The 25,380-nt window shown below is 73.5% G+C and carries 25 protein-coding genes and 1 pseudogene; 16 read left to right on the plus strand and 10 right to left on the minus strand.

Features of this window, described 5'->3' with window-relative positions:
- Both AB7J25_RS17030 and AB7J25_RS17035 read left to right on the plus strand, forming a co-directional pair.
- On the plus strand, nucleotides 1-1,922 hold a 1,922-nt coding region (locus AB7J25_RS17030), incomplete at its 5' end, for an ATP-dependent Clp protease ATP-binding subunit (RefSeq protein WP_428510130.1).
- A gap of 292 nt (nucleotides 1,923-2,214) precedes the next feature.
- Nucleotides 2,215-2,910, plus strand: a pseudogene (locus AB7J25_RS17035) (metallophosphoesterase); the annotation flags it as partial.
- A 28-nt stretch (nucleotides 2,911-2,938) separates the two neighbouring features.
- Here AB7J25_RS17035 and AB7J25_RS17040 read toward each other — a convergent pair.
- The gene (locus AB7J25_RS17040; protein ID WP_428510132.1) at nucleotides 2,939-4,522 is read right to left on the minus strand and encodes a thiamine pyrophosphate-binding protein; all 1,584 of its coding nucleotides are present in this window, start codon (nucleotides 4,520-4,522) and stop codon (nucleotides 2,939-2,941) included.
- 19 nt (nucleotides 4,523-4,541) lie between these two features.
- Here AB7J25_RS17040 and AB7J25_RS17045 point away from each other — a divergent pair, with 19 nt between their 5' ends.
- The 3 genes from AB7J25_RS17045 to AB7J25_RS17055 all read left to right on the plus strand — a co-directional run bounded on the left by AB7J25_RS17045 (nucleotide 4,542) and on the right by AB7J25_RS17055 (nucleotide 7,465).
- Entirely contained in the window at nucleotides 4,542-5,063 is a 522-nt protein-coding gene (locus AB7J25_RS17045; protein ID WP_428510134.1) for a pyridoxamine 5'-phosphate oxidase family protein, read from the plus strand.
- Between the two features lie 21 nt (nucleotides 5,064-5,084).
- On the plus strand, nucleotides 5,085-6,245 hold the full coding sequence (locus AB7J25_RS17050; RefSeq protein ID WP_428510136.1) for an FAD-dependent monooxygenase: 1,161 nt from the start codon (nucleotides 5,085-5,087) through the stop codon (nucleotides 6,243-6,245).
- Nucleotides 6,246-6,463: 218 nt separating this feature from the next.
- Nucleotides 6,464-7,465, plus strand: coding sequence for a YihY/virulence factor BrkB family protein (locus AB7J25_RS17055; RefSeq protein WP_428510138.1), 1,002 nt, complete (start codon nucleotides 6,464-6,466; stop codon nucleotides 7,463-7,465).
- Nucleotides 7,466-7,542: 77 nt separating this feature from the next.
- On the opposite strand, the gene AB7J25_RS17060 is transcribed toward AB7J25_RS17055, so the two are convergent.
- On the minus strand, nucleotides 7,543-7,842 hold the full coding sequence (locus AB7J25_RS17060) for an antibiotic biosynthesis monooxygenase family protein (protein ID WP_428510140.1): 300 nt from the start codon (nucleotides 7,840-7,842) through the stop codon (nucleotides 7,543-7,545).
- A 75-nt stretch (nucleotides 7,843-7,917) separates the two neighbouring features.
- Here AB7J25_RS17060 and AB7J25_RS17065 point away from each other — a divergent pair, with 75 nt between their 5' ends.
- The 5 genes from AB7J25_RS17065 to AB7J25_RS17085 all read left to right on the plus strand — a co-directional run bounded on the left by AB7J25_RS17065 (nucleotide 7,918) and on the right by AB7J25_RS17085 (nucleotide 13,476).
- On the plus strand, nucleotides 7,918-8,742 hold the full coding sequence (locus AB7J25_RS17065) for an alpha/beta fold hydrolase (RefSeq protein ID WP_428510142.1): 825 nt from the start codon (nucleotides 7,918-7,920) through the stop codon (nucleotides 8,740-8,742).
- Nucleotides 8,743-8,783: 41 nt separating this feature from the next.
- Nucleotides 8,784-9,521 carry an ABC transporter ATP-binding protein gene (locus AB7J25_RS17070; RefSeq protein WP_428510144.1) on the plus strand — a complete coding sequence of 246 codons (738 nt, stop codon included), beginning with the start codon at nucleotides 8,784-8,786 and terminating at the stop codon, nucleotides 9,519-9,521.
- Between the two features lie 67 nt (nucleotides 9,522-9,588).
- Nucleotides 9,589-10,806, plus strand: coding sequence for an ABC transporter permease (locus tag AB7J25_RS17075; RefSeq protein WP_428510145.1), 1,218 nt, complete (start codon nucleotides 9,589-9,591; stop codon nucleotides 10,804-10,806).
- Between the two features lie 67 nt (nucleotides 10,807-10,873).
- Nucleotides 10,874-12,469, plus strand: coding sequence for an efflux RND transporter periplasmic adaptor subunit (locus tag AB7J25_RS17080; protein ID WP_428510147.1), 1,596 nt, complete (start codon nucleotides 10,874-10,876; stop codon nucleotides 12,467-12,469).
- Between the two features lie 89 nt (nucleotides 12,470-12,558).
- On the plus strand, nucleotides 12,559-13,476 hold the full coding sequence (locus AB7J25_RS17085; protein WP_428510149.1) for a CAP domain-containing protein: 918 nt from the start codon (nucleotides 12,559-12,561) through the stop codon (nucleotides 13,474-13,476).
- Here AB7J25_RS17085 and AB7J25_RS17090 read toward each other — a convergent pair.
- From AB7J25_RS17090 to AB7J25_RS17100, 3 genes are all read right to left on the minus strand, one after another.
- On the minus strand, nucleotides 13,473-14,021 hold the full coding sequence (locus AB7J25_RS17090; protein ID WP_428510151.1) for a 2'-5' RNA ligase family protein: 549 nt from the start codon (nucleotides 14,019-14,021) through the stop codon (nucleotides 13,473-13,475). The two genes, AB7J25_RS17085 and AB7J25_RS17090, sit on opposite strands and share 4 nt — an antisense overlap.
- Nucleotides 14,022-14,131: 110 nt before the next feature.
- Nucleotides 14,132-15,001, minus strand: coding sequence for an A/G-specific adenine glycosylase (locus AB7J25_RS17095; protein ID WP_428510153.1), 870 nt, complete (start codon nucleotides 14,999-15,001; stop codon nucleotides 14,132-14,134).
- A gap of 137 nt (nucleotides 15,002-15,138) precedes the next feature.
- Nucleotides 15,139-15,627, minus strand: coding sequence for a beta-class carbonic anhydrase (locus AB7J25_RS17100; protein WP_428510155.1), 489 nt, complete (start codon nucleotides 15,625-15,627; stop codon nucleotides 15,139-15,141).
- 245 nt (nucleotides 15,628-15,872) lie between these two features.
- Between AB7J25_RS17100 and AB7J25_RS17105 the strand changes: the two genes are divergently transcribed.
- Nucleotides 15,873-16,469 (plus strand): hypothetical protein, encoded by a 597-nt coding sequence (locus tag AB7J25_RS17105; protein WP_428510157.1) that lies wholly within the window; start codon nucleotides 15,873-15,875, stop codon nucleotides 16,467-16,469.
- Here AB7J25_RS17105 and radA read toward each other — a convergent pair.
- On the minus strand, nucleotides 16,466-17,836 hold the full coding sequence (radA, locus tag AB7J25_RS17110) for a DNA repair protein RadA (RefSeq protein WP_428510159.1): 1,371 nt from the start codon (nucleotides 17,834-17,836) through the stop codon (nucleotides 16,466-16,468). The genes AB7J25_RS17105 and radA overlap by 4 nt on opposite strands.
- 10 nt (nucleotides 17,837-17,846) lie before the next feature.
- A complete protein-coding gene (locus AB7J25_RS17115; RefSeq protein WP_428510161.1) occupies nucleotides 17,847-18,392 on the minus strand; it encodes a copper chaperone PCu(A)C in 546 nt (181 codons plus the stop codon).
- Between the two features lie 216 nt (nucleotides 18,393-18,608).
- On the opposite strand from AB7J25_RS17115, the gene AB7J25_RS17120 reads away from it, so the two are divergent.
- From AB7J25_RS17120 to ispF, 3 genes are read left to right on the plus strand one after another with little or no spacing between them, the layout of a single operon-like run.
- A complete protein-coding gene (locus AB7J25_RS17120) occupies nucleotides 18,609-19,097 on the plus strand; it encodes a CarD family transcriptional regulator (protein WP_428510163.1) in 489 nt (162 codons plus the stop codon).
- 35 nt (nucleotides 19,098-19,132) lie between these two features.
- Entirely contained in the window at nucleotides 19,133-19,741 is a 609-nt protein-coding gene (locus AB7J25_RS17125) for an IspD/TarI family cytidylyltransferase (RefSeq protein ID WP_428510165.1), read from the plus strand.
- A complete protein-coding gene (gene ispF / locus AB7J25_RS17130) occupies nucleotides 19,738-20,202 on the plus strand; it encodes a 2-C-methyl-D-erythritol 2,4-cyclodiphosphate synthase (RefSeq protein ID WP_428510167.1) in 465 nt (154 codons plus the stop codon). Before AB7J25_RS17125 ends, ispF begins: the two co-directional genes overlap by 4 nt.
- Nucleotides 20,203-20,397: 195 nt before the next feature.
- Here the strand turns inward: ispF and AB7J25_RS17135 are convergent, their stop codons facing one another.
- Nucleotides 20,398-20,832, minus strand: a complete 435-nt coding sequence (locus AB7J25_RS17135) for a VOC family protein (protein ID WP_428510169.1) — start codon at nucleotides 20,830-20,832, stop codon at nucleotides 20,398-20,400.
- Nucleotides 20,833-20,922: 90 nt separating this feature from the next.
- Here AB7J25_RS17135 and cysS point away from each other — a divergent pair, with 90 nt between their 5' ends.
- Nucleotides 20,923-22,311, plus strand: coding sequence for a cysteine--tRNA ligase (gene cysS, locus AB7J25_RS17140; RefSeq protein ID WP_428510171.1), 1,389 nt, complete (start codon nucleotides 20,923-20,925; stop codon nucleotides 22,309-22,311).
- A 9-nt stretch (nucleotides 22,312-22,320) separates the two neighbouring features.
- Nucleotides 22,321-23,304 (plus strand): 23S rRNA (guanosine(2251)-2'-O)-methyltransferase RlmB, encoded by a 984-nt coding sequence (gene rlmB, locus AB7J25_RS17145; RefSeq protein WP_428510173.1) that lies wholly within the window; start codon nucleotides 22,321-22,323, stop codon nucleotides 23,302-23,304.
- Nucleotides 23,305-23,385: 81 nt separating this feature from the next.
- On the opposite strand, the gene AB7J25_RS17150 is transcribed toward rlmB, so the two are convergent.
- On the minus strand, nucleotides 23,386-23,802 hold the full coding sequence (locus tag AB7J25_RS17150; protein ID WP_428510174.1) for a hypothetical protein: 417 nt from the start codon (nucleotides 23,800-23,802) through the stop codon (nucleotides 23,386-23,388).
- Entirely contained in the window at nucleotides 23,802-25,046 is a 1,245-nt protein-coding gene (mrf, locus tag AB7J25_RS17155) for a ribosome hibernation factor-recruiting GTPase MRF (RefSeq protein WP_428510176.1), read from the minus strand. The genes AB7J25_RS17150 and mrf overlap by 1 nt, the downstream gene beginning before the upstream one ends.
- Between the last annotated feature and the right edge of the window lie 334 nt (nucleotides 25,047-25,380).

Consider the following 25,380-nt stretch of genomic DNA (forward strand, 5'->3'; position numbering starts at 1 on the left):
ACCCGGTCCTCATCGGCGAGCCCGGCGTCGGCAAGACGGCCGTCGTCGAGGGGCTGGCGCAGGACATCGTCAAGGGCGAGGTGCCCGAGACGCTCAAGGACAAGCAGCTCTACACGCTCGACCTCGGGTCGCTGGTCGCGGGCTCCCGCTACCGCGGCGACTTCGAGGAGCGCCTGAAGAAGGTGCTCAAGGAGATCCGCACCCGCGGCGACATCATCCTGTTCATCGACGAGATCCACACCCTCGTCGGGGCGGGCGCGGCGGAGGGCGCGATCGACGCCGCGTCGATCCTCAAGCCGATGCTGGCCCGCGGCGAGCTGCAGACGGTCGGCGCCACCACGCTCGACGAGTACCGCAAGTACGTCGAGAAGGACCCGGCGCTGGAGCGCCGCTTCCAGCCGATCCAGGTCGGCGAGCCGTCGGTGTCGCACACCATCGAGATCCTCAAGGGCCTGCGCGACCGCTACGAGGCCCACCACCGCGTCACCATCACGGACAACGCGCTGGTCTCGGCCGCCACGCTGGCCGATCGCTACATCTCGGACCGCTACCTGCCGGACAAGGCGATCGACCTCATCGACGAGGCCGGTGCGCGCATGCGCATCCGCCGCATGACCGCGCCGCCGGACCTGCGCGAGTTCGACGAGAAGATCGCGAACGTCCGCCGGGACAAGGAGTCCGCGATCGACGCGCAGGACTTCGAGCGGGCCGCGCACCTGCGCGACCAGGAGAAGCAGCTGCTCGCGGGCAAGGCCGAGCGCGAGAAGCAGTGGAAGTCCGGCGACCTGGACGTCGTGGCCGAGGTCGACGACGAGCAGATCGCCGAGGTGCTCGCGAACTGGACCGGCATCCCCGTCTTCAAGCTGACGGAGGAGGAGACCACGCGCCTGCTCCGCATGGAGGAGGAGCTGCACAAGCGGATCATCGGCCAGGAGGACGCCGTCAAGGCGGTCTCGCAGGCGATCCGCCGCACCCGCGCCGGCCTGAAGGACCCGAAGCGCCCGTCCGGCTCGTTCATCTTCGCCGGCCCGTCCGGCGTGGGTAAGACGGAGCTCTCGAAGGCGCTCGCGAACTTCCTGTTCGGCGAGGACGACGCGCTCATCCAGATCGACATGGGCGAGTTCCACGACCGCTACACCGCCTCGCGCCTGTTCGGTGCCCCGCCCGGGTACGTGGGCTACGAGGAGGGTGGCCAGCTCACCGAGAAGGTGCGGCGCAAGCCGTTCTCGGTGGTGCTGTTCGACGAGATCGAGAAGGCGCACCAGGAGGTCTACAACACCCTCCTGCAGGTGCTGGAGGACGGCCGCCTCACCGACGGCCAGGGCCGCACCGTCGACTTCAAGAACACCGTCATCATCTTCACCTCGAACCTGGGCACCCAGGACATCTCGAAGGCCGTCGGGCTCGGCTTCGCGCAGAGCAACGACGAGCAGTCGAACTACGAGCGGATGAAGACGAAGGTCAACGACGAGCTCAAGAAGCACTTCCGGCCCGAGTTCCTCAACCGGATCGACGACGTGATCGTGTTCCACCAGCTCACCGAAGAGCAGATCGTCGAGATGGTGGACCTGATGATCACCCGCGTGGAGAAGCAGCTGGCCAACAAGGACATGGCCATCGAGCTCACCCCCGCGGCGAAGTCGCTGCTCGCGCGGCGCGGCTTCGACCCGGTGCTGGGCGCTCGCCCGCTGCGCCGCACGATCCAGCGCGAGATCGAGGACCAGCTGTCGGAGAAGATCCTCTTCGGCGAGGTCCAGGCGGGTCAGATCGTCGTCGTGGACGTCGAGACGGACTCGGACGCCCCGGCGGGCTCGCGCGCCTCGGACGACCGGGCGAAGTTCGTCTTCCGCGGCGAGCCGAAGCCGGCCGTCGGGGTGCCGGACGCGCCGCCCGTCGACCTGGCGGGTGCCGGGGACGACTGATCTCCCGCTAGCAGGCACGGCAGACGGCCGGTCCGGGTGCGCCCGGGCCGGCCGTTCGCCGTTTCGAGCCCCGGGCGAGTTGCGCGTTCGCGGTCGCGAGTTGCGGGTCTTGCGGTGGCGAGTTGCGGGTCTTGCGGTGGCGAGTTGCGGGTCTTGCGGTGGCGAGTTGCGGGTTCCGTCATGACGGAACCCGCAACACGGCCTGACGAGATGCGGAACTCGCGGGGTGTGACACGGAGCGGATCGCCGACCGTGTCGCGGCCGCGCGGGCGATGATGGTCGGGTGCCGATCATCGCCGGCCCGTTCGACGTGATCGGGGACGTGCACGGCTGCCGCGGCGAGCTGGAGTCCCTCCTGGCGGTGCTCGGCTACGAAGTCCGGCGTGACCACCGCGCAGCCGCACATCCGGAGGGCAGGCGCGCGGTGTTCGTCGGCGACCTCGTGGACCGCGGCCCGGACAGCCCGGGCGTGTTGCGCCTGGTCATGGGCATGGTCGCAGCGGGCACGGCACTCGCCGTGCCCGGCAACCACGACGACAAGCTGAGGCGGGCGCTCTCGGGCAACGACGTGCGGATCGGACCGAGCCTCGCCGGGACGCTGGAGCAACTGGCCGCCGAGCCGTCCGAGTTCGGGGCGCGGGTCGTGGAGTTCCTGAACGGGCTCCCGGCCCACCTCGTCCTGGACGGCGGCGCGCTCATCGTGAGCCACGCGGGCCTTCCGGAGCGCTTCCACGGCCACTCGTCGCCGCGGGTGCGGGCGCTGAGCCTGTACGGCCGGTCGACGGGTGAGCGGGACGAACACGGCTACCCGATCCGCTATCCGTGGGCGCGCGACTACCGCGGCCGGGCCGCCGTCGTGTACGGGCACACGCCGGTGCTCGAGGCGGAATGGGTGAACAACACGCTGTGCCTGGACACCGGCTGCGTCTTCGGGGGCAGGCTCTCGGCGCTGCGCTGGCCGGAGCGGGAGATCGTGTCGGTGCCCGCGGAGGCGGCGCACCACCCGCACCCGGTGTTCAGCCCCGCGTCACGCGGATGAGGTGGCGGTAGCTCGCGGGGTCGATCCGGGCGTCCAGGAGGAACGGGCCGGGGCCCGAGGCGCGCAGCGCTGCCGTCACCTCGGCCGGGGTCCCCGCGACGGCGGCGGGAACGCCCATGCCCCGGGCGACGGCGGCGAAGTCGACCTCGCGGTAGCGCACGGCGCCCGCCCCGCCCTGGCCTGCGGACTGCTTGAGCTCGATCAGCGTGAGCGCGGCGTCGTCGAACACCACGACGGTGACGGGCAGGTCGAGCCGGGCGATGGTCTCCAGCTCGGCGAGCACCATGCCGAGGCCGCCGTCGCCGGTGAGGCAGACGACCCGCTCGCCGGGGCGGGCGAGCGCCGCCCCGATCGCGGCGGGGAGCGCGTAGCCCATGGTGGCGAGGCCGTTGGAGATGAGCACCCCGTGCGGGCGCGGGACCGGCCAGAACGGCATGGCGGCGAGCATGTGGGCGCCCGCGTCCACGGTGAGCCGGGCGTCCGGGGCCCAGGCGTGCACGGCGCGGACGAGATCGACGGGCCGCAGTCCGGGACGCTCCAGCCCGTCCTCGTCGAGGGCGGTGAGGGTGTCGGCGCGGTGCCGCGCGCCCGCGTCCGGTGCCCAGGCCGGGTCCAGCGCTGCGAGCAGCGCCGGCAGCGTCTCGGTGCGCGGCCCGGTGTCGACCCGGGTGGCGGCCCCGACGTAGGCCGGGTCGGTGGGCAGGGGCGCGAGCAGCACGGTCGGCGCCGCGTGGCGCCACGCGGCGGGCCCCGGCTCGATCGGGTCGATCCCGACCCCGACGATCACGTCCGCCGCCTCCAGCAGGGGTCGTTCGGTGGCGGCGTTGGTGAACAGGCCGGCGCACTCGGCGGCCTCCCCGGGGACGGCCCCGGCCGCCTGGTATGTGGTGAGGACGGGGATCCCCGTGCCGGTGAGCAGCGGGCCCGCGGCCACGCCCTCGACGCCCACGATCACGACCGGCCGCCGTGCCCCGCGCACGAGATCGACGGCGGCGGCCAGCGCCGTCGGGTCGATGCCGGGCGGTGCGGCGGGCGGCGGTGGCGTGTCACCGAGGGTGGCGGCGTCCACGTCGAGGTGGACGGCCCCGGCGGGCGGGCCCGCGGCGAGGGCGACGGCGGCGGCGACCGTCGCGGCGGTGCCGACCCGCCCGGCCGTCCCGCTCCAGCGCGTGACGGGCGCGGTGACACCGACCTGGTCGAGCCGCTGGTGGGCGACGCGGTCACGCTCGGCGGCGGGCACGCAGTCCGCGAGCAGCAACAGGGGCGCCCGGTCCAAGGTGGCCTGCGCGAGGCCGTTGACGGCGTTCGCGAGCCCCGGCCCACGGGTGACGAGCGCGACCCCGGGCGCCCCGCTCACCAACCCGAAGGCGCCCGCGGCGATGCACGCGGCAGTCTCGCCGTGACACAGCGTGAACGGGATGCCGAGTTCGCCCGCGGCACCGAGCAGCGCGAGGTTCGGACCCCCGCCCGGCATCCCGAAGATACGGCGTACGCCCCCGTGGAGCAGGCCTTCCGCCACACCGGTGATCGCCGCGGCAACCGGTTCCACGTCCACCGACACGTGCCTACGCTAACCAACTATGGCCATCAACGTCGCCCGCTTCCTCGATGTCGCGGACGGGCTGCAGCCGGGGCAGTTCACCATCGGTAGTCACGGCTCCCTCAGCTCCCTCAGCGATCTCGACCCGACCTACAAGCAGCTGATCGACGAGCCGGTCACGGCGATCGTCGCCGTGATGGGCAAGGACGGTCGCCCGAACCTGACGCCCGTGTGGTTCGACTACGAGGGCGACACGATCCTGCTGAACCTCGCCACGCACCGGAAGAAGGTGGAGTGGCTGCGGCTGAACTCGCAAGCCACGTTCGCCCTGATGAACCCGGCCAACGCCTACCACTGGATGTCGATCAAGGCGACGGTCCGCCGCGAGGTCTCCGAGGACGACCCCCTCGAGGGCCCGCGGGTCACGGCGCAGCTGGACAAGATCTGGGTCAAGTACACCGGCAACGAGCCGCCGTACGGGCTGCGTGACCCGTCGATCGACGAGCGCCGGGTGCTGTTCGAGCTGGCCGTCGACTCGATCGCCACCTTCGGCCGCCCCTGACCCGATGGCCATGCCGTGCTGATGCCGAGCGTCGCGGTCGTCGGCGGCTCCCTGGGCGGCCTGACGGCCGCGCTGGTGCTCGCCGACGTCGGCTGCGACGTCACGGTGTACGAGCGCTCGGCGTCCGCGCTGGAGGCGCGGGGCGCGGGGATCGCGGTCCTGGACGAGACGGTGCGCTGGTTCGCCGAGCGCACCGACACCGACCCGGACAAGCTGTGCTCGACCACCCGGTGGATCCGCTTCCTGGACCGCTCCGGCGGGGTCGTGCACGAGCGTGACCACCCGTACCGGTTCTCGTCGTGGAACACGATCTACCGCGCCCTGCTGGCCGAGCTGCCCGCCCACCGCTACCGGCTGGGCTGCGAGGTCACCGACATCGCGGGCGACGGGGTGCTCACGCTCGGCACCGGCGAGCGGGTGCGCGCGGACCTGGTCGTCTGCGCGGACGGCATCGGCTCGGCGGCGCGAGCGCGGCTGCTGCCGGAGGTCACCCCGACCTACTCGGGCTACGTCGCCTGGCGCGGCACCCTGCCCGAGACGGAGCTGCGCCCGGCGACGTTCGACCGGCTCTCGGACGCGATCACCTACCAGGTGCTCGCCGACAGCCACGTGCTCGTCTACCCGATCCCCGGCCCCGACGGCTCGCTGGAGCCGGGGAAGCGGCTCACGAACGTCGTCTGGTACCGCAACGTCACCGACCTCGACGCGCTCATGACGGACCGCACCGGCACGCTGCGGCAGGTGTCGCTCCCGCCGGGCGCAGCCCGCGACGACGAGGTGCGGCGCCTGCGAGCCGACGCCGCCGAGCTGCTCGCGCCCGTGATCGCCGAGGTGCTCACGGCGGTCCCGGAGCCGTTCGTGCAGGTCGTCTACGACATCGAGGTGCCGCGGATGGCGCACGGGCGCATGTGCCTGATCGGGGACGCCGCGTTCGCGGTCCGTCCGCATGCCGCCGCAGGCACCGCGAAGGCGGCGGCGGACGGCTGGGAGCTGGCCGCGAGCCTCGTGGCGGCGGGCGGCGACGTCGACGTGGCGCTGCCGGAGTGGGAGCGCAGGCAGCTCGCCCTCGGCCGGGACCTGCTGCGGCGCAACCGCGAGATCGGGGACGCCTCCCAGAGGTACGGCACGTTCGTCCCCGGCGACGAGAAGCTGATCTTCGGGCTGCGCGGGCCGGGCCGCTGACGCCGCTGCTCCCGCGACCCCGCTGCCCCCGCTGCCCCCGCTGACGCCCGCGAGTTGCGCATCTCGCGGCCGCGAGTTGCGAAATCCATCAGGCCGACTTGCCGATCCTGCGGGTGTTCGGCCCTGGCGAACCGGCAACACGACCTGACGAGATGCGGAACTCGCGGGGGACGTGCGCGGGCCCGGCCGCCAACGCCCCGCGCCGGTACCGTCCAGGGGTGAGCTCGGTGTGCCCCGTCCCGGAGACGGTGCTGATGGGCGGGGAGGAGCTCTCGGCCGACGACGCCTGGCACACCGCGCGCCGCTGGGGCCTGCGCACCCTCCTGCGGACGGCGTTCGTCCGGTTCCGCTTCGGCGACGGGTTCAGCCACGCCCGTGCCTTCGCGATGCAGCTCGCGCTCGCTGTCGTGCCGTTCATCATCGCCGGGGCGGGTCTCGCGTCGGCGCTCGGCGCGGAGTCGTTCGCGGAGGTCGTGGCACGCACGGTGGTGGCGATCTCGCCGGGCAGCAGCGACCAGCTCGTCCGGGACGTCGTGGACTCGGGCACGAGCGACGAGGGCAGCGAGCGGGCCGAGATCGTCGTCGCGGTGGGCCTGGTGACGGCGTTCCTCGCGGCGACATCGGCGTTCGCGCAGCTGGAGCGGGGTGCCAACCGGATCTACGGCACGAAGCGCGACCGGCCCGCGCTGCGCAAGTACGGATCGGCGGCCCTGCTCACCGCGACGGCCGGGGTGTCGCTCGTCGCGGGGCTGTTGTTGATCGTGGCGGGTGAGCCGTTCGGCGAGGCGATCGAGCAGGTCTACCGCTGGGGGGACGCTGCCGAGACCGCATGGGACGTCGTGCGGTGGCCGCTGGGCATGCTGGCGCTCGTCGTCGCCGTGACGGCGCTGATGCGCTACGCGCCACGGCGCCGCCAGCCCGGCCTGAGCTGGCTCGCCGTCGGCGCCGCGCTGACGGTGCTCGCGTGGCTCGCGATCTCCGGGCTACTTGCGCTCTACGTCGTGTTCGCCGACCTCGGCGACACCTACGGCCCGCTCGCGGCGGTCATGGCTCTGCTGCTGTGGGCGAACGTCACCGGTGTCGCCCTGCTCGCGGGGGTCGCGCTCGCCGCCCAGTTGGAGGCCGTCCGGGCCGGGTGCCCGGACCCGCTCCTGGCTGACAGCGACGACGACGGCATCCCGGACCAGCTCGACGAGCACCCGGAGTCCGCGCCACGCTGACGGATCGCGCACCTCGGGCTGATGAGATGCGCAACTCGCGGCCGCGAAATGCGCAACTCGCGGGCGTGGTCAGGCGGTTAGGGGGAGGACTGGACCACCTCGAACTCCAGCAGCGACGACCCCGACGCCACCGGCCGCGCGCGCTCGCCCGAGTGCGCGGTCATCGCCGGGCCGGCGAGCCACGCCTGGAACGCCTCGTCGCTCTCCCAGTGCGTGACGACGAAGTAGCGGTTCTCGCCGGCAACGGGCCGCAGCAGCTCGAACGAGAGGAAGCCCGGCTGCCCGTCCACGGCGTGCAGCCGGTTGGCGAACCGCTTCTCGAGCTCCGGGCCCGCGCCCTCGGGGACCTCGATGGCATTGATCTTCACGACGGCCATGGCCTCGACTGTAGACGCCGCCCACCCCGGCGATTCCGCGCGCGCCGTTGCGGCGGAGTCGCTAGGTTGCCGCGCGTGGAGGGGCGGCGCTCGGTGCGGACCTCCGACGGGGTGTACCTCGCGGTGGTCGAGTTCGGCGGCCAGGGCCCGCCGATCCTGCTGATGCACGGTCTCATGGGGCGCGCCACGACGTGGTGGCCGATCGCGCGCCGGCTCGTCACACACGCGCGCGTCGTCGGTTTCGACGCGCGCGGCCACGGTCGGTCGCAGGCGTGCGGCCCGTGGACGACGCGACGCCTCGCCGCCGACGCCGCGGACGTGCTGGAGCAGCTCGGCGCGGGCCCTGCGCTGGTCGCCGGGCATTCCATGGGAGGGCTGCACGGGCTCGTCCTCGCCGCGCGCCGCCCGGACCTGGTACGTGGCCTGGTCGTGGAGGACATGGGCGTCGACTTCCGCGGTCGCGACGCCGCGGCGGCCCGCGCGTGGTTCGAGGCGGTGCGCCAGCCCTTCCCGGCGCTGGCGGCGGTGCGGGAGGCGTTCGGCGAGGGAGCCGTCGCGGACTACATGACCGAGTGCGTCGAGGAGCGCGCGGACGGCTACCACCTGCTCTCGCGCATCGCCCACGTCGCCGAGATCGCGGGGGAGTGGGCGAGATTGGCCCACTGGGACGTGCTGGCGTCCGTCCGCTGCCCGACGGTGCTGCTGGAAGCGGAGGAGTCGATCGTGCCCCGCGGCCAGACGGCACGGATGGCACAGCTGATCGGAGGGCCTTCCACCTGCGCGAACGGGGGTGGCGAGCGATGCGTCCGGCACGTGTGCGTACCCGGTACGGGGCATCTGCTGCACGCGGGCGCACCAGAGATCCTCGTGGCCACCCTGCTGGAACTCAACAACTGTTGAGCCGGTAAAGTCGGCCGTGGGGTGGGGGACGGAGCGTACTCATGCAGGAACGCACGGTGACGGAGAAGGACCCGCCGCGCGCTGCTGCGCGCCCGATGATCGAGCTGCACGGGGTCACGAAGGTCTTCAAGGCCGGCACCATCGAGGTGCGTGCGCTCAACGGTATCGATCTCCGGATCGACGAGGGCGACTTCGTCGCGATCATGGGCCCGTCCGGCTCCGGCAAGAGCACGATGATGAACATCCTCGGCTGCCTCGACTCCCCGACCGACGGGCAGTACATCCTCGACGGCGTCGACGTGGGGCGGCTCAAGGACCGCGAGCTCGCCGAGATCCGCAACCACAAGATCGGCTTCGTCTTCCAGTCCTACAACCTCATTCCGCGCACCAGCGCGATCCGCAACGTCGAGCTCCCACTGGTCTACGCCGGCGTCCACGCGCGGAGGGAACGCGCGATGCGCGCGCTCGAGCAGGTCGGCCTCGGCAACCGCGTCCGGCACAAGCCCAACGAGCTCTCCGGCGGGCAGCAGCAGCGCGTGGCCGTCGCCCGCGCGCTCGTCACGGATCCGGCGATGATCCTCGCCGACGAGCCCACCGGCAACCTCGACTCCGCATCGACCACCGAGATCATGAAGCTGATGGCCGAGCTGAACGAGGCCGGCCGCACGATCGTGCTGATCACGCACGAGGACGACGTCGCCGAGTACGCCAAGCGGGTCATCCGGCTGATGGACGGCAAGATCGTCAGCGATGTGCGACACGATCGGGCGGCGTCGTGAGGCAGGCCTTACTCGTTCGCAGAGGAGGGCGTCCGGCGGTGGTGTCCCGGACGGTCGGGGAGGCCGCGTGAGCCTGCGGGAGGCGTTGCGCAGTGCGCTCAGCGCGCTGCGCGCCAACCGCCTGCGCTCAGCGCTGACCACCCTCGGCATCGTCATCGGTGTCACCGCGGTGATCGTGCTCGTCGCGCTCGGCAACGGCATCACGTCCGGTTTCAACGAGTCCTTCGGGGCGCTCGGCACCCAGATCGTGGTCACCAAGACCCAGGGCAGCGTCCCCGGCGGCGGTGTCGCCCGCGACCTCACCGACGACGACGTCGACGCCCTGCGGGACCGCCGCGCCGCGCCGGACATCGAGAGCGTCACGCCCGTCGTCAACGGCACCGCGCTGCTCGAGGCGGGCAGCGGCCAGTTCCGCACCAGCGTCGAGGGCTCCACCGCGGACTACCTCGAGGTGCAGAACCGCGACCTCGTCGTCGGACGGTTCTTCACCGAGGCCGAGGAGCGCAGCCGCGCGAAGGTCGTCGTCCTGGGGCCCAACCCGGTCGCCAACCTGTTCGCGGGCCAGGCCGGCGCCGCGCTCGGCCAGGACATCCGCATCGGACGCACGAACTTCCGCGTCATCGGCGTCCTCGCGCCCAACGGGCAGCAGGACAACGTCGTCGTCATGCCGATGGGCGCGGCCCGCAGCTACCTCGTGGGCGGTGGGGACGAGGTCGGCTCGATCATCGTGAAGGCCACCAGCGTGGCTGCGGTGCCCGCAGCGCTGGAGCAGGTCAACACGATCCTGTCGGATCGCCACAACATCCGCGACCCCGCCAAGCGCGACTTCGACGCCCGCGCGCTGCAGAGCCTGCTCGACGAGGCCAATCAGTTCCTGTCGTTCCTGAGCATCTTCACGGTCGCCATCGCGGCCATCTCACTGATCGTCGGCGGCATCGGCGTCGCCAACATCATGCTGGTGTCGGTCACCGAACGGACCCGCGAGATCGGGATCCGCAAGGCGATCGGCGCGACCCGCAGCGCGATCCTGCGGCAGTTCCTCATCGAGTCGATCGTGCTCGCCGCTCTCGGCGGCGTGATCGGCATCGTCCTCGGCGTGGGCCTGTCCCTCGCCGCTGCGGCGATCCTCCCGGCGGCGATCCCCGACTTCCCGCCACCTTCCGTGTCCCTCGACTCGGTCGTGATCGCCTTCACGATCAGTCTCGTCATCGGGCTCGTCGCGGGCGGCTACCCGGCCAACCGCGCGGCCAAGCTTCGCCCCATCGAAGCCCTGCGCTACCAGTAACAGCTCCCCACCAGCGCCGGACGGCTCCCCCGACCGGACGGCGCGACACGCTAGGAAAGGCACGCACATGGAGTGGACACTCGTCCCGCCGGCCGCGGCCAAGAGGTGGATCACCGCAGGAACGCTCGTCGTGCTGGCGGCGAGCGGCATGGTGGCGTGCGGCATGGAGATGGCGCCGCCGCCCACGGCGCGCGTCGAACGCGACACCGTCGCGGTGGCCGTCTCGGCGTCCGGGGCGCTCTCGGCGGTGCAGGCGCAGAACATCGGGTTCTCCCAGGGCGGCCAGATCACCGAGCTGGCCGTCAAGGTCGGCGACGTCGTCGCGCCGGGGCAGTTGCTCGCCCGGCTGGACCCGTTCGCCGCCCAGCAGGCGCTCAACCAGGCGCTGGCGCAGCTCGCCCAGCAGCAGGCGCAGCTGAACAAGATCGTCAACGGGAACACCGTCGAGCAGGCGCAGCGGGATCTCGCGGCGGCGCAGGAGGTCCTGGACGCCACGGAGGCCAATGCGGACGCGGCGAACGAGCAGGCCGAGAAGGCCGTCTTCAGCGCGGAGAAGCAGCTGCAGGACGCGGAGCGGGCGCTGGACCAGGCGCGGCAGACCCCGTGCACACCCACCGGCAACGGGGCCACCACCACGTCTGCCAGCCCGTCCATGGCGGTCGGCAACAACGCTCGCACCAACAACCAGGGCAGCGGATCCGGCGGGCAGGACTGCACCCAGCGCGATCAGGCCGTGAGCCAGGCCAAGACCGCGGTCGTCAACGCCAAGACCAACCTCTCGAACGCGAGGAAGCAGGAGGACGTCACCCGCACCCAGGGTGAGATCTCCGTCGCCAACGCGCAGCGCAGCGTCGTCCAGGCCGAGAACAACCTCGACACCGCGCAGCGCAACAACCCCGCCGACATCGCCGCCCAGCAGGCCGCCGTGCGCAACGCAGCGGTGCAGGTGACGATCGCGCAGCAGGACCTCGACAACCGCACGCTCCTCGCCCCGATCGGCGGCACGGTCACGGCGATCAACGGCGCGCTTGGCGAGTTCCTCAACTCCGGAACGTCGACCACCCCGTTGGCGCCGGGCAGCGACGCCGCGATCCCGGGCGTGCAGTCCGGCGTGGGAGCCTCGGACGCCTCGGGTGCGGTGAACGTCAGCGCGCCGGGCGGGTCGAACTTCATCGTGCTGGGCGACGTGAACTCGTTCCAGGTGGTCGTGCCGTTCGAGGAGTCGGATGCGGCGCAGGTGCGGCCGGGCCAGAACGTCGAGGTGACCTTCGACGCGATCCCGGACCTGGTGCGCGCCGGCACCGTTCTCGCGGTCGCCCCGAGCGGCACCGCGATCTCGGGCGTCACGAACTACTACGTCACGGTGCAGCTCACCGAGACCGACGACCGGCTGCGCGACCGGCAGACCGCCGAGGCGAACGTGATCACCGAGTCGGTGCAGAACGTGCTGTCCGTGCCCAACTCCGCGGTGATCCGCCAGGGCGGGCAGACCTTCGTGAACGTGCCCGGTCCGGACGAGAACCCGGTGCAGGTGCCGTTCGAGGCGGGCCTGCAGGGTGACGACCGCACCGAGGTGAGGTCGGGGCTCACGGAGGGCCAGGAGGTGCTGCTGCCGTCCGCCACCGTCACCGCGACGCCCGAGAACCAGGGCGGCCCGCGCTAGCCGGCGGGGCTGCCGCTCGGCCCGTTTGGGCTGTTCGGGGCTAGGTGCGAGACCCACCGGTACCTATCGTCGAAGGTGCTCCGTCCTGCGTGGACACGCGGGAGCGGCGACGGGGGATCGGCATGGGCCTCTACGCGGGGACACGCCTGCGGTTCACGAGCGTGCTGGTGGCGGCACTGGTGGTCGTCGGGATCTCCGCGGGCGTTGCCTGGGCGGAGCCGGAGGTGGTGCCGGCCAGGGCGCAGGCGGTGTGCGACTCGGCCGAGGTGGCCACGCTGGTCACCCCGCAGGAGCAGCAGGAGATGCTGGACCTGCACAACGCGCTGCGCGCCAAGTACGGCGCCCCGCCGCTCACGTGGGACGCGACGCTCGCGTCCTGCGCGCAGGACTGGGCGAACCAGCGGGCGGCCGGTGAGCAGCAGCCTCACCGTGTGCCCAACCGCTACGGCGAGAACGTCTTCGGGAACTGGAGCTGCTGCGATCCGGCTACGTTCACGTCCACCCCGGCGGATCCGATGGGTTTCTGGGGTGGCGAGGAGCCGAACTACGACGTCGCGACCAACAGCTGCGTCGCCGGGACCGTCTGCGGGCACTTCACGCAGGTGGTGTGGTCCACGACGACCGAGCTCGGGTGCGGCAAGGCGCTCACCCCGGACAGCCCGCAGCCAGGGGCCACCTCGGCCAGCTGGGTGTGCAACTACAACCCGCCCGGTAACGACGGCGGGCGCCCGTTCGACCCCGCCGCGGTGCCGGCGGCCGTGCCACCGTCGACCGAGCCGCCGGTCGAGGTGCCCCCGCCTGCGGTGCCGCCGGTCGACGTGCCGCCGCCCGACGAACCTCCGGCGGAGGTGCCGCCTGCCGACAACCCGCCGGCTGACAACCCGCCTGCCGACAACCCGCCTGCCGACAACCTGCCCGACGAGCAGCAGCCCGGGGACGGCGAGAACCCGCCCGCCGGGGACAACGGCGAGGGCGACACAGGCCAGACGCCGCCCGACGGCGGCTAGATCGGCTCGGTCGCGCCGGTGACGGTGTCGTGGACCTCCACGCCCGTCACCCGTGCCCGCACGGCCTCGACCGGGTGCAGGCGGGCGAAGGCCGCGGCCGTCGTCGCGGCGTCGCCGATGGCGAGCACGCAGTGCGGCAGCCAGGAGCCGGGCAGGTGCTCGGCGACGGGTCCGCGCACCCGCCCGGCGAGCGCGTCGTGCACGGCGGCGTGCACGGCGAGCACCTCGGTGTCGACGACGGCCGCAAGCACGAGGTGATCCGGCCGCCCGGCGGGGGCACCCAGGGTGGCGAGCCACAGCGACGGGAGCCGCAGCAGCCGCAGCTCGGCGGCGAGCGCGGCCCGCGCCGGGGGTGGGACGGCGGTGGCGGCGGCGACGACGACCGCGGGCCAGCCCGCGTCCGATCGCCCGCCCGCACGTACCGCCGCGCCGTCGGACGCACCGTCGGCGGTGCATGCCGCGGTCGCGGTGGCGGCGCGCTCGCGCAGGGCCACGAGTCGTGCGCACGCGGCGTCGTCGAGGCGGAAGCGGATCACGTGGGCCACGTCGACCCTCCCCGGAACGGGTCGGCGCTGCGGATTCCACGACACGGCCTGATGAAACGCGCAACTCGCGCGGAGGAGACCGGCAACTCGCGGGGCGGGGTCACGCGGGGTCACGCGGGAAGCGCGAAGCGGCCGTCGTCGAGCTGCTCGACGAGCCCGTCGACCAGAAGGGAGCCCAGGCAGCGGTCGCGCTGGGCGGCGTCGGGCCAGGTGAGGTCAAGGGCGGAGCGCTGCACGGGATCGTCCGCGGCGCGCAGGACGTCCAGCAACAGGCCGCGGACCTGCCGGTCCGTGCCCGCGAAGCCCTGCACCGCCCGACGCGGGCCCTCGTAGGAGGGCCGGCCTGCCGTCACCCACGCGCATGCGCAGGACGCGGGGCACGTGCCGCACCGGGGGGCGCGGGCGGTGCAGACGACAGCGCCCAGCTCCATCAAGCCGGCCGAGACGACGGCGGCGCGGGCGCGGTCCGCGGGCAGCAGCGCGTCGACGTCGGCGAGGTCCGCGGCCGTTCTGACGGGCCCGGCGTCGCCGCGGCCGTGGACGGCGCGGGCGACGACCCGTCGCACGTTGGTGTCGACGACGGGGCAGCGCTCGCCGTAGCCGAAGCAGGCGACCGCACGCGCGGTGTACGAGCCGATTCCGGGGAGCGACTCGAGGACGTCGATGTCGCGGGGCACGACGTCGCCGTGCTCCGTCGCGATCACGCGGGCGGCCTCGTGCAACCGCAGCGCGCGGCGCGGGTAGCCGAGCTTCCCCCACGCCCGCAGGACGTCCGCGCGGGATGCCGCAGCCAGCGACGACGGCAGCGGCCAGCGGGCCAACCACTCGTGCCACACGGGTTCCACGCGCGCCACGGGCGTCTGCTGCAGCATGAACTCGCTGACGAGCACGCCCCAGGGTGTGGTGTCCCGGCGCCGCCAGGGCAGGTCGCGGGCGGCGGTGGGATACCAGTCGAGGACGGCCCGGGCGAGGGTGGACACGGGGTCCGATCGTGCCAGGGCCCGGCGCCGAGGACGGCTCCCACCCGGCTCGGCGTTGCCACCCGGCGAGCGAACGGCCCGTTGGGGAAGACCTACTTCCCGAAAGGGCCGTTCGCCCCGACGACGGCCGATCGCGCTCAGACGACCTCGTCGAGCTTCCCGGTCGCGACGTCGAAGACGAACCCGCGGATCGAGTCCTTCTTCGGGACGAACGGGTTCGCGCGGATCCGGGCGATGGACTGGCGGACGTCCTCGGCGGGGTCCGGGAAGGCCTCCGCGGCCCACTCGGGCTTGATGCCGGTCTCGTCCTGGATCGACCTCTTGAACTCGTCGTCGGTGAAGGTGAGCATCCCGCAGTCCGTGTGGTGGATGAGGATGATCTCGGAGGTGCCGAGCAGGCGCTGGCTGATCGCGAGCGAGCGGATCTCGTCGTCGGTCACGACGCCGCCGGCGTTGCGGATGACGTGCGCCTCGCCATCGTTCAGGCCGAGGACACGGTAGACGTCGAGGCGGGCGTCCATGCAGGCCACGACGGCGACGCCCTTGGAGGGCGGCAGGGGAAGCGGGCCGGTGAAGGTCTCGGCGTAGCGGGCGTTGTTGGCGAGCAGTTCGTCCGTGATGGACATGGGGGCTCCGGGAAGGTGGACGAGTAGCGGGCGCGGTGAGGCCGCACAGCGGGGCCGCGGGGTGGAGCGCGGATGCGCTACGCGACCGACCGACAGAACTCGTCGAACTGCACGACGCGACGGCTGGGCCAGAAGGCCTCGAGCAGCGCGCCCATCACGCCCCGATTCCTACGCGCTTCCTCAGGTGGGGGCAAGCGTGGTGTGTCGGCGGGGCCGGGTGGGTCTCCCCGGTTACGGTGCGTGGCGTGTGGGAGCCGGTGGGTCCGTTGCCCGCCGTCGTGTACCGGCGGCGGCGGTGGGCGGCCGGGTTGGGCGCACTGGCCGTCGGTGTCGTCGTCCTGCTGCTGGTGCTGGTCATCGGTGGCGGCGAGCCCGGGAGTGGCGAGCCGGAGCTCCCGCCGCCCCCGCCCGCCGAGCCCGTCGCCGCGCCCGTACCGGCCGGGCCACCGGAGTGTACCGACCAGATGATCAAGCTGACGGCGGAGATTGACCAGCCCGAGCACCGCCTCGGCCAGCAGATCGTGCTGCGGCTGGTGGTCACGGACACCACCGCGCAGCCGTGCGTCCGGGATCTGGATCCCGCGCGGCAGGAGGTCATGATCGTCACTGGCGACCTCAAGACCCAGGTGTGGTCCAGCAACGACTGCGAGAACCCGTCCACGCTGGACCTGCGGACGCTGCAGCCCAACCAGCCGCTCGGCTTCCGGGCGCCGTGGAACGGGAAGTCCTCGAACCCCGGCTGCACCGAGGAACGGGTCCAGGTGCCGCCGGGGGACTACAAGCTCGTCACCCGCCTCGACGACGTCTACAGCGAGCCGGTGCCGTTCAAGCGCCTTCCCTAACGCACGGCCGCGATGAGCGCGGCGACGTCGCTCACCTCGCGCACCGTCATCCCTGCCGGTCCGCCCTCGCCGCAGCCCGGAGGGACGAGCGCGGCGCCGAACCCCAGGCGCGCCGCCTCCGCGAGCCGCCGGTCCACCCCGGCGACCCGGCGTACCTCGCCCGCCAGCCCGATCTCGCCGAGCACCACGAGATCGGCGGGCAGCGCGACGTCGCGGCGCGCGGAGGTGATCGCCATCGCCAGCGCCAGATCGGCAGCGGGCTCGGCCACCCGCATCCCGCCGACCGTCGCCGCGTAGACCTCCGCGTCGTGCAGCCGCACCCCGGCGCGGCGCTCGAGCACGGCGAGGATCATCGCGACGCGTGCGGTGTCCAGGCCGCTGACGGCGCGCCGCGGCGACGGGATGTCCTTGCCCGCGACGAGCGCCTGCACCTCGGCGGGCAGCGGGCGGCGGCCGTCCAGCACGACCGTGACGGCCGTGCCCGGCACGGGCGGGCCGCCGAAACGCGCCAGGAAGAGCCCGGACGGATCGGGCATCCCGACGATGCCGGTGTCCCGGAGCTCGAAGCAGCCCACCTCGTCCGCGGGGCCGAAGCGGTTCTTCACCCCGCGCACCATCCGCAGCGTGGAGTGCTTGTCGCCCTCGAACGCGAGCACGACATCCACGAGGTGCTCCAGCACCCGCGGGCCCGCGATGGCGCCGTCCTTGGTGACGTGCCCGACGACCAGCACCGGCAGCCCGCGCTCCTTGGCCATGGCGGTGAGCCCGATCGTGACGGCCCGGGTCTGCGTGACCCCGCCGGGGGCACCGTCGGCCTCGGGGCTCGACATCGTCTGCACCGAGTCCACGACGAGCAGCTCGGGGACGACGGCGTCGACGTGACCGATGATCGCGGCGAGATCGGACTCCGCGGCCAGGTAGAGATCGTCGCAGACCGCACCGGTGCGCTCGGCGCGCAGCCGCACCTGCCCGGCCGACTCCTCACCTGTGACGTAGAGGACCCGGCGGTCCTGCGCCACTCGGCGTGCGACGTCGAGCAGAAGTGTCGACTTTCCCACACCGGGCTCACCCGCGAGCAGCACAACGGCGCCCGGGACGAGGCCGCCCCCGAGCACGCGGTCCAGCTCGGTGACCCCGGTCGGGCGAGCGCGAGCCGCGTCCAGCTCCACGGCCCCGATGGGGCGGGCCGGGGTGGCGGGCGCACCGGCGGCGACGCGCCCGCGCGCGGGCGACGGTGCGGCGGTCTCCGCGAGCGTCCCCCAGCCCTGGCACGCGGGGCAGCGGCCGACCCACTGCGCGCTGGTGTGCCCGCACTCGGCGCAGCGGTACGCGGCGCGTGCCCGGGAGCGGGCCGCGGGCTTCGTCACGGCGCCGGCGTCATTCGGTGGCGGGCTCGCGCGGCGTGGCCGGGTTCGCGACCGGAACGTTCAGGCTGATCCGGCCCGCGTCACGGAACGTGAGCTCGACCGGGTAGGTGAGCCCGGCGCGGACGGGTTCGGTCAGCCCCACCAGGGTGAGCTGCGTGGCCTGCGTGCCGGGCAGCAGCTCCGGCGCCGTGCCGACCAGCAGCGCCTGCCCGCCCGGGAGCTCTGTCGCGCCGCCGACCTGCACGGACGATGCGATCGGGCTCGACGCGGAGACCAGCGTGTCCGCCGCGTAGCCCTGGTTGACGATGTGCATCATCAGCGGTGCGGACGCCCCCGCGGGGAAGACGACCGCTGCGGGTGCGGCGGTGCCGAACTCGATCTCGGCGTCCCGGACGAGGATGTTCCCGGCGGAGCCGTTGGCCCCTCCGGAGGAACTACCCTGCGTGCTCGTCCCGGTGAGCTGACCTGCCCCGCATCCGGCGAGGAGCAGGGCTGCGGCGGCCGCCGCGATCCCCTTCGCGATGCGGTTCGGACGGCTGCGCTCGATGCGGCTCACGGCTGGAACTCCCCTCCGAGGGCGGTGGACCCGGCGGGCGACACCGACCCGACCTGCGCGAAGCCTAGTAAGTGCTCGCGGGTGCTGCTCCACATGGTCTCCCCTGCACGTTTCCATCCCGTTGTCAACCCCGTGACCTGCGACGACAGTGCGGGTCGGCGGCGGCGGACTTCCTGCCCGTGCTAACCTCGAAGCAGCGAAAGGGGCAGAGGACACATGGTTTTCAAGGTCGGAGAGACCGTCGTCTACCCGCACCACGGTGCCGCTCTCATCGAGGCCATCGAGACCCGGACGATCAAGGGCGAGGAGCGCAAGTACCTCGTCCTGAAGGTCGCTCAGGGGGATCTCACGGTGCGTGTTCCCGCCGAGAACGCCGAGGTCGTCGGCGTCCGTGACGTGGTTGGTCAGGAGGGGCTCGATCGGGTGTTCGAGGTGCTGCGCGCCCCGCACACCGAGGAGCCCACGAACTGGTCGCGCCGCTACAAGGCGAACCTGGAGAAACTCGCATCAGGAGACGTCAACAAGGTCGCCGAGGTGGTCCGTGACCTGTGGCGGCGCGAGAAGGACCGCGGCCTGTCCGCAGGCGAGAAGCGCATGCTCGCCAAGGCCCGTCAGATCCTCGTGAGCGAGCTGGCGCTCGCCGAGGGCACCGACGAGGAGCGGGCCGAGGTCCTGCTCGACGAGGTGCTCGCCACCGCCTCCTGAGGCCCCTCCGGCTCCCCGCCCGCTCGGCCCCCGCGATGCGTCACCCGATCGGCTCCGTGCCGTCCGGCGTGCTCGTGGCGGTCGTCGTGGTCGGGGACGGCCCGTACGACCTCGTCCCGATCGGTGGCCTACCCGCCGTCGTGCGTGCCGTGCGGACACTGACGGCCGTCGCGGCCGAGGTCGGGCTGCTCGGCCCGCCCGAGGTGCTCGGGCCGGCGCTGGAGGCGTGCGCCGGGCTGCCGGTCCGGGTGCAGGGCGGGGTCGCGGACGGCGACGTCGTGGTGCTGCACGAGGCGATCCGCCCGCTCGCTCCGCCGTCTCTCGCCCGCGCGGTGGTGGACGCCGTGTGGGCGGGCGCACCCGCGGCGGTGCCGGTGCTGCGGCTCACGGACACGGTGAAACGCGTCGCGGACGGGGTGCTGTACGCCGGGCCCGAGCGTGCCACGTTGCGCCTGGTGCAGTCACCGGTGGCCTTCCGGGCCTGCGGGCCCGCGCTGCCGTCCGGGGCGCTCGATCTCGTGGCGTCCCGGGCCGCCGCGGGGGAGCCGGTGCAGACCGTGGCCGGCGATCCCGCCGCGTTCGCGATCCGTTCGGAGTGGGATCTCGAGCTCGCCGCGATGGTCCTGGACGGGGTGATCGCGTGAGGGTCGGGATCGGCACGGACGTGCACCCCGTCGAGCCGGGCCGTCCGTGCTGGATGGCCGGCCTGCTCTGGGAGGGAGTGCACGGCTGCTCGGGGCATTCGGACGGCGACGTCGCCGCGCACGCGCTCTGCGACGCCCTGCTGTCCGCTGCGGGGCTCGGTGATCTCGGCGCGATCTTCGGCACGGGGCGCACGGAGTGGAAGGGCGCCAGCGGGGTGGCCCTGCTGGGCGAGGTGCGCCGCCTGCTCGCCGAGGACGGTTGGGCGGTCGGCAACGCCGCCGTGCAGGTCATCGGCAACCACCCGCGCATCGGGACGCGCCGCGCGCAGGCTCAGGAGGTGCTGTCCGCGGCCGTCGGGGGGCCGGTGGCGGTCTCCGGCACCACGACGGACGGGCTCGGGCTCACCGGGCGCGGCGAGGGGATCGCGGCGGTCGCGACGGCGCTGATCGTTCCGGCCTGAGGTCGCCGGGTCGCGGCTGCGGTTGCCGCCCGGGCCGCCGCACGAGGGCCGCCGCACAAGCCCGCGCGAACGGCACGTACGGGAAATAGGTCTTCCCGTACGTGCCGTTCGCGCGGTGGGGCGGAGGGGCGGAGGGGCGGAGGGGCGGAGGGGCGGAGGGGCGGAGGGGCGGGAGTGCGGGGTGCGGGCGGGTCACTACGCCTCGAACATCGCGTCCGTCCGGGACTGGATCTCGTCGGACGTCAGGTTCTCGGTGCGCTGGGCGATCATCCACAGGTGCCCGAACGGGTCGGCCAGCCGTCCGCCGCGCTCGCCGTACGGGTGGTCGGCCACCGGGAAGACGACGGTTCCGCCGCCGTCGACCATCCGCGCCGCCACCGCGTCCGCGTCCGCCACGTACAGCGCCAGGATCACCGGAACGCCGCCGCCGGCCGGACCCGGGTCGTAGCCGTCGGCGTCCTTGACGGCCCAGCGCGCGGGGCCCGCGGCGAGCATCGCGTGCACGACTCGACCGTCGGGGCCGGTGTAGCGCTCCAGGAGCTCGGCGCCGAACGCGGCGCGGTAGAAGCCGATCGCGGCGTCGGCACCGTCGACGACGAGGCGGGGGTACAGCTCGGTGATGTCGCTCATGGCGACCACCCTGCCCGCGCCGCGCCGCCGTGGCTTGACGGAATGGGAACCTCCCGGATCGGGTGTGACGCAGGTCCGTACCCTTGGTTCATGCGCCTGTTCGACACCGCCACGAGAAGCCTGCGGGAGTTCGTCCCGCTGCGCAGTGGAAGCGTGTCGATGTACGTCTGTGGCGCCACCGTCCAGGGCCTTCCCCACATCGGACACGTCCGCTCCGGTCTGAACTACGACGTGCTCGCCCGCTGGTTCGCCTACCAGGGCCTGGACGTCACGCTCGTCCGCAACGTCACCGACATCGACGACAAGATCCTCGTCAAGGCGGCCGAGGCGGGCCGCCCGTGGTGGGAGTGGGCGGCCACGCACGAGCGGGCGTTCACCGCCGCGTACGCCGCTCTGGGCTGCCTCCCGCCCGCGATCGAGCCGCGCGCCACCGGGCACGTCCCGCAGATGATCGAGCTGATGTACCGGCTCATCGACAGCGGCCACGCCTACGCCGCCGACGGCGACGTCTACTTCGCGGTGGGCACCTACCCCGAGTACGGGGCGCTGTCCGGCCAGCGGGTCGAGGAGATGGTGCAGGGCGAGGGCACGCTCGCGGGCAAGCGCGACCAGCGGGACTTCACGCTGTGGAAGGCGGCCAAGCCGGGCGAGCCGTCCTGGCCCACGCCGTGGGGTCCGGGCCGCCCGGGATGGCACCTGGAGTGCTCGGCGATGGCGACGTTCTACCTCGGCCCGGAGTTCGACATCCACGGCGGCGGGCTGGACCTGATCTTCCCGCACCACGAGAACGAGCAGGCGCAGTCCCGCGCCGCGAAGGACGGGTTCGCCCGCTACTGGCTGCACAACGCGCTGGTCACCATGAGCGGCGAGAAGATGTCGAAGTCGCTGGGCAACACGCTCACGATCAGTGCCGTGCTCCAGCGCGTGCGCGCCGTCGAGCTGCGGTACTACCTGGTCGGCCCGCACTACCGGTCGACGATCGAGTTCTCCGAGGCGGCGCTGCAGGAGTCGGTGGCTGCCTACCGGCGCATCGAGTCGTTCGTGCACCGGGTGCGGGAGCGGCTCGGCACACCGGAGCCGAGGGTGGTGTGCGCGGAGTTCGCCGCGGCGATGGACGACGACCTCGGCACACCGGGCGCGCTCGCCGCGATCCACGGCGCCGTGCGCGAGGGCAACGTCGCCCTCGACGCGGGCGACCGGGCGGCGGCGCTCGGCGCGGCCGGCTCGGTGCGCGCGATGACGGGCGTGCTCGGCCTCGATCCCCTGGACGCGCAGTGGGTCTCCGGCGCGGACGACCGCTCGTCCGCCGCGATCGGCGCGCTCGGGGCGCTCGTCGAGGATCTGCTGTCGCAGCGGGCCGAGGCCCGCGCTCGGCGGGACTTCGCCGCGGCCGACGCCGTGCGCGACCGGCTCACCGCCGCCGGTATCGCCGTCGAGGACTCGCCCGACGGCCCGACGTGGTCGTTGAAGGACGGTTAGGACAGCACAGTGGCCGGCAACTCGAAGCGCCGCGGAGCCGTGCGCAAGGACGGCACCAAGAAGGGCATGGTCGTCGGTTCCGGCGGGCAGCGGCGGCGCGCGCTCAAGGGCAAGGGGCCCACGCCGCCCGCGGAGATGCGCACCGGGCACCCGGCGCAGAAGCGGGCCGCCGCGGCGTCCAAGAAGGCGGCCGCGCGCTCGGACCGGTCGAGGGTGGCGGGCAACCGCCGCCGCCCCGGGGACGGCGAGACCCCCGAGACGGTGCTGGGCCGCAACCCCGTCGTCGAGTGCCTTCGGGCGGGCGTGCCGGCCACGGCGCTGCACGTCGTGGTCGGGGCGACGTCGGACGAACGGGTCGCCGAGGCCGTGCATCTGGCGGCGGACGGGGGGGTGGCGATCCTCGAGGTGCCGCGCGGCGAGCTGGACAAGCTCGCCGGCGGGGCGCTGCACCAGGGTGTCGCGCTCGTCGTGCCCCCGTACGCGTACGCGCACCCGGACGAGCTGTTGGAGATCGCCGCGGATGCCGGCGAGCCCGGCCTGATCGTCGCCCTGGACGGGGTCACCGATCCGCGCAACCTCGGCGCCGTCGTCCGCTCGGTCGGGGCCTTCGGGGGGCACGGCGTCGTCGTCCCGCAGCGGCGTGCCGCCGGGATGACGGCCGTCGCGTGGCGGACGTCCGCGGGCACGGCGGCGCGGGTGCCGGTCGCGCGCGCGGTGAACCTCACCCGCACGCTGCGCGAGTACGCCACCGCGGGGTACATGATCGCCGGGCTGGACGCGGACGGCAGCGTGTCCCTGGACGACTTCGAGCTGGCATCCGACCCGTTGGTCCTGGTCATCGGCTCGGAGGGCAAGGGTCTGTCCCGGCTGGTGCGCCAGACCTGCGACGTCACGGTGTCGATCCCGATGGCGGCGACGGTGGAGTCGCTCAACGCGTCGGTCGCGGCGGGCGTGGTGCTCGCGGACGTGGCGCGGCGGCGGCGCGTCTCCTAGGTCGCGACTCGCCGGCCACGGCCGGGCGCCCGCGCAGCAGCGGGTCGCGAAGCGGGCCCGCTCTGCGGCGTCGAGGGTGCGTCAGTTGCGCGTCGCGGCGTTCAGCGTGTGCTGAACGGCGAGCAGGTGGTCCGGCAGCCGACCCGTGCCGTCGCGCAGCCAGGTGACGAGCGCGTCGACGTCCGCCACGCTGCGCAGCGGACCCACCCGCGTCGCCGGGCCCGCCGGGCGCTGGTGCGCGTCGCACGGCTGGACGGCGACCATCGGCCCGCGCCCGCGCACCAGGCACGCCACGGGGCCCGCGGTGCAGCCCGAGCGCACGAGGATGCTGTGCCGTCCGCCGCGCACGACCCCGCTCAGTGCGTCAACGGTGTGGGCCAGCATCCGGTCGTCGCACGGTCCGGTGCCGCACACCACCAGGACGTGTCCGGTGGCGGTGGGCACCCGCCCGCTCGCCGGTCCGCCGGCGCGCGACGTGCGCCGCTTCGGGACGGCCATCAGTTCCACTCCTCGCGGGTCGGGTCGTCACGAGGGATCGCGGGTGCGGGCGCGATGTCCCCGCAGGGATCGGTGTGGTGGCGGCCGAAGGGGTCGGGCAGCGCCCGCCAGGCGTCGTCGCCCGCAGCGACCTCGCCGTCGTCGAGCAGCGCGGCGCGCAGGGCGGCCTTGATCGTGGCGGGATCGCCGTCGTGGACGAGGATCGCGAGCTCCTGGACACGGTCGCCCCAGCGCGGGTGCCAGCGCAGGTTCGCCTCGGCGAGGCGCTCGGGGGTGGCCGCCTCCCACCCGCCCGCGGCCAGCCACTGCCCGGACCGCCCGATCTCCAGCCCGCCGCCCGCGGACTCCAGCCACAGCACGGTGTCGGGGCGGGTGGCGAGCCAGATCCGGCCCCGGGCGCGCACGACCCCGTCGAGCAGGACGTCGACGGCGGCGTGCAGCCGGTCCGGGTGGAACGGCCGGCGCGCGGTGAACGTCACGAGCTGCACGCCCGCGGCGGGTTCGAGCGGTGGCTCGCCGGCGAGCAGCGGGTCGTGGGGTCCGGCGGCGCGGCCGCGGCGGGCCCCGGGCGGGAGCGCGTCGAGCAGCACCTCGCGACCGGGGGTGAGCACCCGCTGCGCGCGCGGGTTGAGCCGGGCGAGCACGGCCGTGGTGCGCGCGAGCTCCCAGGGCTCGGCGGGCCCTGCGAGAAGGAGGACGTCGGCGAACTCGGCCTGGGCGACGACGAGCTGGGCGAGCGTGCGCTCCTCGTCGGGCAGGTCCGCGAGGCCGGCGCGGGCGAGCCCCCGGTCGCCCGTGGCGTCGTCGAGCCAGGAGCCCGGATCGAGGGCGGTGACGACGCCGCGCAGGTCCACGGTGTCGGTGACGGGGCGGCCGTCGACGGCGACGTGGCGGACCGCCCAGCACGCGGACTCCGGATCGAGGGCCGGGTCGAGGTGCAGCACGATCCGGCGTACCTCGGGTCGCCGCCCGAGCTCGCGCATCAGCGGCAGCACGTCCTCGCGCAGCGTGCAGGACACGCACCCGTGGGCGAGCGTGAGGATCCGCCGCTCGTCGGCGGTCCCGAAGCGCAGCCGCCGGTGCACGACGCCGTTGCGCACGTCGCGCAGGTCGTGGTGCACCACGGCCGTGCCCGGCTCCTCGGCGCGGATCCGTCCGATCACCCGCTCGACGCCGATCGCGGCGGCCGGTGCCGTGCCGCCCGCGACGACGACGAGCGGCGTGCGCAGTGCGTGTGAGCCCACGTGGCCCTCCTCCCTCGACTACGGCTCACTCTAGACGATAACGATTGTCATTAGCAGGAGATTGGAACGGTCGTGCGCCCGGGTTGACGCGCAGGTGTGCACAGTGGGCGTTCCTGGGGGCCTGGTGGCCGAGGCGGCCACGCGTCGAGCAGCGGCACCCTGTGGCATGCGTGGGCGGCCATGTCGCGGTCGTGCAGTACGGCGACCGTGGCCAACCCGAGCTGTGGCCAACCCGAGCTGTGGCCAACCCGAGCTGTGGCCAACCCGAGCCGTGCCACGAGGTCGAGGATCTCGGGCCCGTCGCGCCAGCGCCCGGGCGATGAGCACGCGCTGG

Source organism: Pseudonocardia sp. (genome assembly GCF_050246655.1).
Taxonomy (GTDB): domain Bacteria; phylum Actinomycetota; class Actinomycetes; order Mycobacteriales; family Pseudonocardiaceae; genus Pseudonocardia.